Here is a 12296-nt window from a genome sequence, read left to right as displayed (position 1 = left end):
AAAGGGTTATATTATTCTTTTGCCGAATAAATAAGTTAGAGAAAATTACGGATAAAAATAGCCCGAACCATGCTGGGCATGATTCGGGCTTATATTCAGATTAGTAAGCTAAGCTGAATAGACCTTTAATGTGTGATAAGTAACGAACGTTACTTGCTTCTTTCATTAATGATGCTGGTAAGCCTTTAAGTGGAGTATTGCTTGCTCCAATTGTAGCAACCGCATCTTTACGTCCTAGACTAGCAAGTGTTCCAGAGTTTACAGGTGCGAACTCTTCGAATGCTTTGCCTTCTAGTGCTGCGTATAAGTTGTATCCAATTAACTCACCCATTTGCCAAGCGATTTGTGCAGTTGGTGGGTATGGACGACCGTCTGGAGAGAAGACAACAGCGCTGTCTCCAGCAACAAATACGTCTTTGTGAGAAGTAGATTGTAGGTATGCATCAACTGTTGCACGTCCACGGTTAACTTCAAGACCTGATTCACCGATTAATGGGTTACCTTGAACGCCACCTGTCCAAACGAATGTGTTAGCAACAAGTTTTTGACCGTCTTTTAAGTCGATTTCATTGCCAGCAACGTTTGTTACAGGAAGACCAGTTAAGAATGTAACGCCGCGTGCTTCTAGGCTAGTAGTTGCACGTTCGATTAAGTGGTCTGGTAATACTGGAAGGATTTTTGGACCTGCTTCAACAAGAAGAAGTTTAACTTCTTTTGGATTTACGCCGTGGCTTTTTGCAAGTTTAGGCATAATGTCAGCAAGCTCACCAACTAGCTCAACGCCAGTTAATCCGCCACCACCGATTACGATTGTAGCATCAGCTTCGTTTTTCGTTTTCGCGTATTCACGAATACGGTCTTCAACGTGTTTGTAGATTTTGTTTGCATCAGCAGCAGATTTTAATACCATGCTGTTTTCTTCTAGTCCTGGAATACCGAAGTAAGCAGTTTTACTTCCTAAAGCAACTACAAGTGCATCGTAAGATAAAGTAGTGCCGCCAGCTAGTTTGATTTCTTTGCTATCAACTGAGAATGACTCAACTGTTGCAATTTTAAGATCGATATCTTTACCTTTGAAAAGCTTTGTAAGTGGCATTGCAATTGCTTGCTCAGACACGTTACCAGCTGCAAGGCGGTGTAATTCAGTGATGATTTGGTGTGTTGGGTATTGGTTAATCACTGTAACTTGTGCTTCTGATTTGCTGTAATATTTACGTACGTTTAAAGCGGCAAGAAGACCGCCATAACCAGCGCCTAAGATGACAATTTGTTTTGACATAGTATGATATCCCCCGTCTTTACTAATTGTTGTTATAAGTTAAATTATTTATTGTTACGTTCTGCACTAATTTGAAGATATGCGTTCACAAAGCGGAACATTTTTTGTGCTTGTGGATCTTTTAGTAATTTTAATAGACCGAATAGGCCGATAACTTCAGTACTTTCGTCAGCACGATCTTTCGCTTCGATTGCAGTTGCAGCCATGCTTTTCACTGTATCTTTTACAGGTTCTACAAGCTCTGTAATTGCACCAACAGTGTCGCTTTTTAATACTTCATCAGTAGCAACAGTTTGAGCGAAGTCATAAGACTTAGTTAAAATGTTAACAAGCTCAGTTAATTTTGGAAGCTGTTCTACTAGTGTTGTTAATGATTCTTGTACCTCAGGTTTTAACAACTGATCAAGTACATCAAGTTGTCCTTGGCTAGCAGAAATTTGTACAGTTTCTTGTTCTGGCTTTGTTTGAGTCATAGTTTCTGGCATCTCCAATTCTCCTTTACGATAGCAATACTCTTATTTTTTATAAGTAAGATAGTAAACGTTTACGAAACTTTATGCAAAGTTTCACAAAACACAATAAAATGCCTTTAAATTTATGACAGCAAGTAAGCTGCAAACATAAATCTAAAACCATAACGTCTTACTTATTATTTATGAACTGTCCGATATATGGCTTGTCCGCATAATGGAAAAGCTCCGTTACCGGAAAGTGTATATAATATATATCCTATATTATATACTATATACACCTATGTTAACATAAAAATGATTCCTAATTATTTGATATTGAGTGTATAACGTAGTGCTGACAAGGTATGAAAGCGTATAAAATATTTTGTTTCAGTTAGAAATGTACATATATATATAGAAAAAAAGGAAAAAACGAACAAATTCATGTTCGTTTTTTCCTTTTTCCTATTATTCACCTTCTGCAATTAGCATCGATGTGTTACCTTCTTTTTCAAGATGGCATTCGCCCCAAGAACAAAGAGAGTCAAGAATGGATTCTAAAGACCAACCGTAGTCGGTAAGAGAATATTCTACTTTCGGTGGGACTTGGTTGTATACTTTTCTTTGAATGACCCCGTCGTCTTCTAATTCACGTAATTGCTGCGTTAACATTTTTTGTGTAATACCAGGCATGGAGCGTTTTAATTCACTCGTTCTCTTTGTACCTTTCGTTAAGTGACAAAGAATAACAACTTTCCATTTGCCGCCGATAACTTCTAAAGTCGCCTCTACAGGAATATTGTATTTCTTCATATGAACCCCTCCCTTTTTGAGTAAAGTAAGTTTAATAATACAAATGTTACTTTTTAGTACCTATAGCACTTTAAAGTACGTACTTTTTATTATGTTAAATATGTTTCATAATAGCACATGTAAGAGGCAAATGAGTAGTACAGTACCAAAAAGTGACTATGTTACTTTTTAGTGCCTATCGTACTTTAAAGTGCGTTCTTCAAAAAAGGAATGAAACCATTCATAATAGCATTTGTAAGTATGAAATATATTTTTTAGAAGATAAAAGGGCCTTTTTATCATACTATTATGATTGGATTTCTTGTAATAAGGAGGAATTCAATTGAGTTCATATACAGTACCATCTTCGGAAGCTCAGACGAGCCGAAGAAGTATGTTTGCTTTATTAGCGCTAGCAATTAGTGCGTTTGGGATTGGTACGACCGAGTTTATTAGTGTCGGTTTACTACCATCTATTTCAAAAGATTTAAATGTTTCGGTTACAACAGCCGGTTTAACGGTTTCCTTATATGCGTTAGGAGCAGCGGTAGGAGCTCCTGTTTTAACAGCGTTAACGGCTAGTATGTCGCGAAAGACATTATTAATGTGGATTATGGTTATTTTCATTATTGGTAATGGCATTGCGGCGGTAGCAACAAGCTTCACTGTATTAATTATCGCAAGAATTGTATCTGCGTTTGCACATGGTGTGTTTATGTCAATTGGATCTACAATTGCAGCTGCAATCGTACCAGAGAATAAACGTGCTAGCGCAATTGCGATTATGTTTACTGGATTAACAGTTGCGACTATTACTGGTGTGCCAATTGGAACATTTATCGGTCAAGAGTTTGGCTGGAGAGCGTCATTTATGGCGATTGTCGTAATTGGAATTATTGCTTTCATCGCAAACAGTATACTCGTCCCATCTAATTTAAAAAATGGTGTACCTGTATCGTTTCGTGATCAATTTAAATTAATTAAAAATGGAAGACTATTACTTGTTTTCATTATTACTGCACTTGGATACGGTGGTACATTCGTAACATTTACGTATTTATCACCCCTATTACAAGAAGTAACAGGATTTGAAGCAAGTACCGTTACTATCATTTTATTAGTGTACGGAATTGCAATTGCGATAGGGAATATGGTTGGCGGGAAATTATCGAATCATAATCCGATTCGAGCGCTATTTTACATGTTCTTTATTCAAGCGATCATATTATTTGTTTTAACATTTACAGCGCCATTTAAAGTAGCTGGATTAATCACAATTATTTTCATGGGACTATTCGCATTTATGAATGTTCCAGGGCTACAAGTATATGTAGTTATATTGGCAGAGCGCTTTGTTCCAAGTGCGGTTGATGTTGCTTCAGCAATTAATATTGCCGCATTTAACGGAGGAATCGCTTTAGGTTCTTATATAGGTGGCCTTGTAACGAATTCGTTAGGATTAATCCATACTGCTTGGGTAGGCGGTCTTATGGTAGTAGGTGCCGTGATTTTAACAGCATGGAGCATGACATTAGAAAAAAGAGATCAAGTAAAATAAAAGGAGAGAAAATAAAATGAAAAACTTACAAAGTAAAGCAGTATTAAATAACGGTGTAGAAATGCCTTGGTTCGGTTTAGGTGTATTTAAAGTAGAAGAAGGACCAGAACTTGTAGAAGCAATTAAATCAGCAATTAAAGCAGGATACCGCAGCATCGATACAGCTGCAATTTACGGAAATGAAAAAGCTGTAGGTGAAGGAATTCGTGCAGGTATTGAAGCGACTGGTATTGCAAGAGAAGAATTATTTATTACTTCAAAAGTATGGAACGCAGATCAAGGATATGAAACAACAATCGCTGCATACGAAGAGAGTCTAAAAAAATTAGGACTAGATTATTTAGATTTATATCTTGTTCACTGGCCTTCAGAAGGAAAATATAAAGATACATGGAGAGCGCTAGAAACACTTTATAAAGAAAAGCGCGTACGTGCAATTGGTGTAAGTAACTTCCAAATTCATCACTTACAAGATGTAATGAAAGATGCAGAAATTAAGCCAATGATTAACCAAGTAGAATACCACCCTCGTTTAACACAAAAAGAACTACAAGCTTTCTGTAAAGAACAAGGTATTCAAATGGAAGCATGGTCACCACTAATGCAAGGTCAATTATTAGATAACGAAACATTACAAGAGATTGCTGAGAAACACGGTAAAACAACAGCACAAGTGATTTTACGTTGGGATCTTCAAAACGGAGTAATTACAATTCCAAAATCAACGAAAGAACACCGCATTATTGCAAATGCTGATGTATTTAACTTTGAATTAACAAAAGAAGACATGGAAAAAATCGATGCGTTAAACCAAAATCACCGCGTTGGTCCAGATCCTGATAACTTCGATTTCTAAGATTAAAGTAAGAAAGAAAAAAGAGTGCTTTTATGCGCTCTTTTTTTTGCATAAAAATATTTTCTAATTAAATACTACTTAGTATTAAGTTTGTTATTAAGGGGCTGTAAACATGAATATAAAGCAATCGTTCAAACTTTTAGCTATGTTTTTAAGTGTCTTATTTGTATTATTCCCACTTCAAAAAGCATTCGCAGAAGTTATGGATCATACAAAGTATGAAATGAATTGGAGTTATAGTAAGTCAAAGAAGAAACCAATTCGAACAGAACTTATTAAAACGGCAGATGGAAAAATTGCATTTTGCTTAAATGTAGATTTAAAATCTCCGAGCGGTCAAGATTTACCAGAAATGGGGAAAGTGGATATTAATGTGTACCGTGTACTGTTGAATGGATATCCACAAAAGAGCCCACAAGAATTAGGGGTATCTGATTGGAGAGAGGCGCATTACGCAACGCAGCTGGCAGTGTGGAATGCGTTAAAACAAATTGATGTTAATGATTTAGATTTCCGCAATAAAAATGTAGAGAAAGTAACGAAAGACATCGTTGCAAAAGCAAACGCTAGTGAAGAGTTACAAGAAATTACGATGAGTGTAACTCCTACAGAAGAACAAGAAGCAGTATTAAAAAATGATTTCTTTGAAACAGGTTTATATACAGTAGAAACAAATGCAAAAAGCGGAACGTATAAAGTGCAAGCAACAGGTGCACCAGCGGGCGTGAAATTTGCAAATGAAAAAGGCGAAACAAAAACAGAATTTAATGTAGGAGAGAAGTTCCGCATTTTAATTCCGAAACAAACACCAGCTGGTGGATTTAGCTTTAAAGTATCAGGAAATTTAACGAAACTACAAGGAATTGCGCATAAAGGTACACCGACTATTCAAAATGCAGTAGTATTACTTGAGCGTAGTGAAGAAAAAACAAGTCCAGAGTTAGCGGTAAGTTGGAAGAAGGCTGAGGCTCCAAATAAACCAAATAAGCCATATACTCCAAATGAACCGCATAAACCGAATCAAAAGAGATAATGAGAAAGCATTGGCGTATGCCAATGCTTTTTCATATGAATTCTTTAAAAATATATCAAGATAATAATTAATCGATTGAAACACTATTTTAACGTTTGAAAAAGTATTTAAAAATAATAAAATATAACAAAATCTAAACATTACAATCAACGGATGTTATTCACAAAATTGTAACATTATTCTAATTATGAAGTCTATCAAACGAAGTAGAAAGCGTGTAAAATTCAGTTGGAAAAACTACCTATAGATGGTCATATATGAAGAAAATGTAAGGTTCTATTGCTATTTTTATTTTTAGATGTATAGATGACAATACTAAATGATATCTTTTACTATTCTCTTTTTATGTACGAAGAGAACTCATCACAAGTAGAGAGAAGTGAGGAGGGCGTAATACATAAAAAATTTTACAATATAAGAAAGCGAATACATTTAGAGAAATGCGGTAGTAATTGATATAGGTGCGAGAGGTATTAGTCTATTCATTAAATGTTTTTATAAAAATAATAGGATTTCTTATTAAATGAATATATAGGGTGGTTTGTCTAAAAAAAGGACAGGGGACACAGATTATGTCAAAGCAGAAAAAGAGTAGGGTATTAGTAGCTGGTGTTTGTTTAGCTACGTTATTAACGCAATATGGACTTGAATTACCTGAGGTGTATGCAGAGATGACGATTGAAAATAAAGAGAAACAGCAAGAAGAGCGAGTGTATCAATTACTGCCAAAAGGTGATGTAGAAGGGATGCGTGAGTTGCATCAGCGTCGAATGAGTTTTTCTCCTTATGAACCAACGGGCATTTATGTAAATCCAGGTGAAGAAGTAGTTATTCAAGTAGAAGGAACTCAACAGATTAAAGCTTATATTGGTACATATTCTTATGAAAAAGAAGAACCTAAACAATTCAATTTAAATCCCGGTGAGAATAAAATTTCTTCTTCAAATGGGGGGCTATTATATTTTTATAATTATCACAACACAGGAGAAGTAGTCGCTAAAGTGAAAAAAGGCGGTACACCAAATCCTTTATTTATTTTAGGTAAGCATACGACAAAAGATTGGAAGCGTATGTTGGCAGAGAATCCTGATCCATATGCAATAGAAATGAAGGGGGAAAATAGTTTATTAACTATGCATCCTGAAACTGTGGCGGAACATTTGAAGCAAGAAGACCCAGCTGCGTTATTAAAGAAACATGATGAAATAATTAATATAGAACATAAGATATCAGGTTTATCAAAAGCTGGTGCGGGTGTTGCGAATCAAGGTAAACATTCCATTCATTTTGTTGAAGACTGGTATACGGATAATTATATGTATGCGACTTATTATCGAACAGCTTATAGTAAAGGGAATTTAGAATCAGTACTAAATCTAGAAGAGTTAACTAATGATGGATGGGGGCCTTGGCATGAAGTGGGACATCAACATCAACAGGATACTTGGTTATGGGATGGACTTGGAGAAGTAACCGTTAATATTTATTCTTTGGCAGTTCAAACTACATTCGGGCATAAAACAAGGTTAGAGCAAGAGGGGCGCTATGAAGCTGCATTTGCTTATTTAGGTAAACCGGATGCACAAGAGAAGATGGATGTATTTGAGAAATTAGTTATGTTTTGGCAGTTGTATTTAGCTTATGGGGATCAGTTCTATCCAAATTTACATCAAATGTATCGTTTGTTACATGATACAGAATTGCCTAAATCTGATGAAGAGAAAAAGCAGATGTTTATTTATATGACGTCAAAAGTGGCAGGACAAAATTTAATTCCTTTCTTTGATAAATGGGGATTAATTGCAAATGATGCTACGAGAGAAAAGATTGAAAAATTAAATTTACCAAAATTAGAAAAAGAAATTTGGTTATCTACAGATAGCAATCCAATTCGTGAGAAACAAATTGAGTTATATGAAGTTCCATATGGCGAGCCAAATAATGAAAAAATCCAAAATGTAGTAATCGGTACTACATATAATGAGAAAAAAGCAAAAGAACTTGTACAGAATTTAGGGGAAGGTGTAAAAACAACAGGTGTGATTAAACAAGGCAAGCCTGAAGTTGGAGAAAAAACTGTAAAAGTAGAAATTATAGATGAAAAAGGTAATAAGAATTTAATTCCGGTTGTAGCAAATGTTAGTTATGGTGATAGCTTAGTATTCAAAGGGCTCAATTATGATAATAATATTAAATCAATCGTAACACTGCAACATGATCAGAAAAAGTTTAGTGCGATAGCTGATTCAAATCCAGTGCACTATTATTTTAAAGAAGACACGTATTTTGAATTCTCATTACTAGACCAAAATGGAAATGAGAAAAAGAAAGCAACAGTAAAAGGTGTTGAAAATGCGGAAGAATTCGCGAAATCAATTAATGAGTTAGAGTTCGAGTATGGTGATGTAGTAAAAGTGTATCACGCTGAATCAGATCGCTTTAATTGGTATCAAAATAATGACTTTATCGGACAAGGTAAGGCGAAGGTAGAGAAAGAATTATTATTTAAAGTAACAGAAAAGGGCTTTGAGAGAATGGAAGCGCAACAAGAAGTAACAGCAGTCCCACAAAAAGTAGTAATCGGAACAGACGTTGAAAAATTAGATGTAAAAAACTTTGTTCAAGTGAAGGATGGAGAAGTAGTTGGATTTGTAGAAAAACCGGATACAACAAAAATCGGTGAACAAAAAGTGAAAGTAGAAACGAAAGATCGTTTTGGAAATAAGAAAGTGACGGAAGTACCATTGGAAGTAATTTATGGCGATAGCTTAGTCTTCCAAGGTGATGGTAATAATACGCGTTCTATCGTAACTGCGGATCATAATACGAAAAAGCTACAGGCAACATTTACGGATGCTAAAGTTCATTATCGTTTTGCGAATGAAAAATATATGGGAATCACGCTATACAATCAAAATGGAAATGAAAAGAAAGTTATTTCGGCAGAAGGGCAAGAGAGTTCGAAAAACTTTGCAGAACAGTTAAATGGTGTAGACTTCGCATATGGTGATGTTATTAAGGTATATCATGCAGAATCAGATCGATTGAAGTGGTATCAAAAAAATGAGTTTGTAAGTAACGGTAAAGGAAAACAAGAGTTGTACTTTAAATTAACGGAAAAAGGTTTCGAGAGAATGGAAGCGCAACAAGAAGTAACAGCAGTCCCACAAAAAGTAGTAATCGGAACGGACGCTGAAAAATTAGATGCGAAAGACTTTGTTCAAGTGAAAGATGGAGAAGTACTCGGATTTGTAGAGAAACCGGATACAACAAAAATTGGTGAACAAAAAGCAAAAGTAGAAACGAAAGATCGCTTTGGGAATAAGAAAGTGACAGAAGTATTTGTGGAAGTTACATATGGAGATAGCATAGTATATCAAGGTGTGTCGAATGTAACACGTTCAATTGTTACGTTAAACCACGCTGAAAAGAAATTACATGCAACATTTACAAATGAGGAGATTCATTATCGCTTTGTAAATGAGCAGTATATAGGCCTTACGATTTATGATCAAAATGGAAATGAGAAAAAGCATGTAACGGCAGAAGGACAAGAGACTTCAAAGAATTTTGCTGGGCAAGTAAATGGAACGGCATTTGAGTATGGAGACGTGTTGAAAGTATATCATGCGGAACCGAGTCGTTTGAATTGGTACAAAAAGAATGAGTTCGTTAAAAAAGAGGATGCGATGAAGGGGCAAGAAATATCCTTTAAGATTACTCAAAATGGATTAGAGCAAGTGCAATAATAAGAAAAAGCTCGTAAAACATAATGTTTTACGAGCTTTTTTTATTATTCAGCTTCAGAAACTACTGTGAAGCGTTCGTTTACGTGTTTTGGGTTTTCGATTTCATCAAGTGCTGCAACTGCGAAGTCTTCGTAACTTACGTAGCTATCACCTTTTGAGTTAACAAGAAGATTGTCTTTGCCAGATTTGTAAGAACCAGTGCGTTTTCCTAATGCGAATAGTGCAGAAGGGCTGATGAATGTCCAAGTGATATCATTTGTTTGTTGCAAGATTTCTAAGTTTTTACCTTGGTTTTGAGCTGTTGCAAGGTATTCGCCCGGGAAACCTGGTGTATCAAATACACGTGTTGTTTTTTCTTCGTCTACAAATAAGCTTCCTGCTCCGCCAACTACAAGTAATTTTGTATTTGGTGCACCTTTCACAGCTTCAATAAGTACGTTTCCTGCATCTACGTGAAGGTGTTCTTCGCCTGCTGGAGCACCGAATGCATTTACAACTACGTCAAATGCCTGCAGGTCGTTAGATGTAAGAGAGAATACATCTTTCTCTAAAACTTTTACATTGTCTTCTGTAATTTTTGCAGCGTTTCTTACGATTGCAGTTACTTCATGTCCGCGATCCAATGCTTCTTTTAAAATACGACTTCCTGCTTTACCAGTTGCTCCGATAATTCCGATTTTCATAATAAATCCCTCCAAAGTGTTTTGTTAAAGTGTATATCTGAAAGTAAATGAATTTGTTGTAATTAGGTTTGTTACAACCTGTTGTAATCATTATAGTTACAGGTTGGTATTTTTGTCAATAGGGTTGTTTGTGAATTTATTTTTTGTTTTAGTATGCACAGTTAGAGGGAGGGTAGTCAGTCATAAAGATATTGTTACTGTGAACCTGGCTAATATTTGGAAATTGCAAATTGTCGAAAAATGTTGATTTTTGAATGTTTTTTAAATATAATTCGTTTTATGGAGAAAAGGAGGGGGTTAATTGTATGAATATTTTAGAGCAATTTATTTCATCAACGAATACAATTCTTTGGTCATATATTCTTATTGCAATGTTAATTGGTTTAGGGCTTTATTTTTCTATTAAATTAAAATTCGTACAACTTACTCATTTAGGGGAAATGATTCGTTTAATGAGTGATGGACTAACTGGCAAGACACGTAAAAAGGGCAGCGTATCATCGTTCCAAGCATTTTGTATGAGTTCTGCAGCTCGTATTGGTATCGGGAACTTAGCTGGTGTAGCGTTAGCTATTTCTATGGGAGGACCTGGAGCTGTATTTTGGATGTGGGTTATTGCGATTATCGGTGCGTCTTCAAGTTTCGTAGAAAGTACGCTTGCACAAATTTATAAAATAAAAGATGGCAGTGGCTTCCGCGGTGGTCCTGCTTATTATATGGAAAAAGGTTTAAATAAACGTTGGATGGGGATTTGGTTCTCTATTCTGATTACAATTAGTTATGGTTTAATTTTCAACTCAGTACAAGCAAATACAGTAACGTTAGCGTTTGAAAATGCATTTGGCTTAGAGCGTTATATTGTTGGTATTGTATTAGCTGCATTAGTTGGGGTTATTATTTTTGGTGGTGTAAAAAGTATTGCACGTATGTCGGAAATGATTGTTCCGCCAATGGCGCTTATTTATATTGCAGTAGCTATTTTTGTTGTCATTAAAAACTTCTATTTAATACCAGATGTGTTTACGGAAATCTTTAAAGGTGCATTCGGTTTAGATTCAGCTGTAGGTGGCGGTATCGGTGCTGCGATGAAATATGGTATTCAGCGCGGGTTATTTGCGAACGAAGCAGGTATGGGTAGTGCGCCGAACGCGGCAGCAACAGCTGATGTAACGCATCCAGCGAAACAAGGTTTTATTCAAACAATTGGAGTATTAGTAGATACATTCTTAGTATGTACATCAACAGCGTTTATCGTACTATGTTCTGGTGCATATAAAGCAACGAATTTAGAAGGTATTGAATTAACACAAAATGCATTAAGTTCACAAATTGGCCCATGGGCGAGCAGTTTCTTAGCGATTATTATTTTCTTATTTGCATTTAGTTCACTTCTAGGAAACTACTATTATGGTGAAACAAATATTGAATTCATTAAGCAAAGCAAAACGTGGTTAACAATTTACCGTATTGCGGTAGTTGGAATGGTATTATTCGGTTCTGTTGCGACGCTTCAAGTTGTATGGAATATGGCAGACTTATTTATGGGTCTAATGGTAATCACGAACTTAATTGCGATTACACTTCTTGGCCGATTTGCGTATGCAGCATTAGCAGACTATGTAAGGCAAAAGAAACAAGGAAAAGATCCAGTCTTCAGTGCAGATTCTATTCCTGGTTTAACGAATACAGAGTGCTGGGATAAGTCAGCGGTAACAGATAAAGAAAAAGCAGTGTAAATGAAAAGGCGAGCATCGAGGTAAATTCGATGCTCGCCTTTTTTGTTGTAGTAAATGATGAAAAGGGTGAGAGGTAATTATCAATATAACTTTTTTTGTTTGTTTCTCTCGTTATTTATGGGGAACGTACTATTTTAAAAGTATGACTGGTCGAAGAG

At 35.7% G+C, this 12296-nt stretch carries 9 protein-coding genes; 5 read left to right on the top strand and 4 right to left on the bottom strand.

Annotation, left to right across the window (positions count from 1 at the left end; translation table 11 throughout):
• Nucleotides 1–100: 100 nt before the first annotated feature.
• From IBT51_RS13710 to IBT51_RS13700, 3 genes are all read right to left on the bottom strand, one after another.
• Nucleotides 101–1279 (bottom strand): NAD(P)/FAD-dependent oxidoreductase, encoded by a 1179-nt coding sequence (locus IBT51_RS13710; RefSeq protein ID WP_000043199.1) that lies wholly within the window; start codon nucleotides 1277–1279, stop codon nucleotides 101–103.
• A 44-nt stretch (nucleotides 1280–1323) separates the two neighbouring features.
• Nucleotides 1324–1764, bottom strand: a complete 441-nt coding sequence (locus IBT51_RS13705; protein ID WP_001115310.1) for a DUF1641 domain-containing protein — start codon at nucleotides 1762–1764, stop codon at nucleotides 1324–1326.
• Between the two features lie 435 nt (nucleotides 1765–2199).
• Nucleotides 2200–2544: a winged helix-turn-helix transcriptional regulator gene (locus IBT51_RS13700; protein ID WP_000760481.1), complete on the bottom strand. Its 345-nt coding sequence runs from the start codon at nucleotides 2542–2544 to the stop codon at nucleotides 2200–2202.
• A gap of 373 nt (nucleotides 2545–2917) precedes the next feature.
• On the opposite strand from IBT51_RS13700, the gene IBT51_RS13695 reads away from it, so the two are divergent.
• From IBT51_RS13695 to IBT51_RS13680, 4 genes are all read left to right on the top strand, one after another.
• A complete protein-coding gene (locus IBT51_RS13695; protein ID WP_168410432.1) occupies nucleotides 2918–4081 on the top strand; it encodes an MFS transporter in 1164 nt (387 codons plus the stop codon).
• Nucleotides 4082–4097: 16 nt separating this feature from the next.
• On the top strand, nucleotides 4098–4937 hold the full coding sequence (locus IBT51_RS13690) for an aldo/keto reductase (RefSeq protein WP_000793526.1): 840 nt from the start codon (nucleotides 4098–4100) through the stop codon (nucleotides 4935–4937).
• Between the two features lie 112 nt (nucleotides 4938–5049).
• The gene (locus tag IBT51_RS13685; RefSeq protein WP_001022532.1) at nucleotides 5050–5970 is read left to right on the top strand and encodes a thioester domain-containing protein; all 921 of its coding nucleotides are present in this window, start codon (nucleotides 5050–5052) and stop codon (nucleotides 5968–5970) included.
• Nucleotides 5971–6542: 572 nt separating this feature from the next.
• Nucleotides 6543–9719, top strand: coding sequence for a putative mucin/carbohydrate-binding domain-containing protein (locus tag IBT51_RS13680; RefSeq protein WP_200458463.1), 3177 nt, complete (start codon nucleotides 6543–6545; stop codon nucleotides 9717–9719).
• Between the two features lie 44 nt (nucleotides 9720–9763).
• Here the strand turns inward: IBT51_RS13680 and IBT51_RS13675 are convergent, their stop codons facing one another.
• Complete coding sequence (locus IBT51_RS13675) at nucleotides 9764–10402, bottom strand: NAD(P)-dependent oxidoreductase (protein WP_075717273.1); 639 nt, start codon at nucleotides 10400–10402, stop codon at nucleotides 9764–9766.
• A 305-nt stretch (nucleotides 10403–10707) separates the two neighbouring features.
• On the opposite strand from IBT51_RS13675, the gene IBT51_RS13670 reads away from it, so the two are divergent.
• Entirely contained in the window at nucleotides 10708–12138 is a 1431-nt protein-coding gene (locus IBT51_RS13670) for an alanine/glycine:cation symporter family protein (RefSeq protein WP_016123726.1), read from the top strand.
• Nucleotides 12139–12296 lie beyond the last annotated feature (158 nt).

Source organism: Bacillus sp. S71 (assembly GCF_016625265.1).
GTDB lineage: Bacteria > Bacillota > Bacilli > Bacillales > Bacillaceae_G > Bacillus_A > Bacillus_A cereus.
This window is presented reverse-complemented; position numbering and strand designations above follow the sequence as displayed.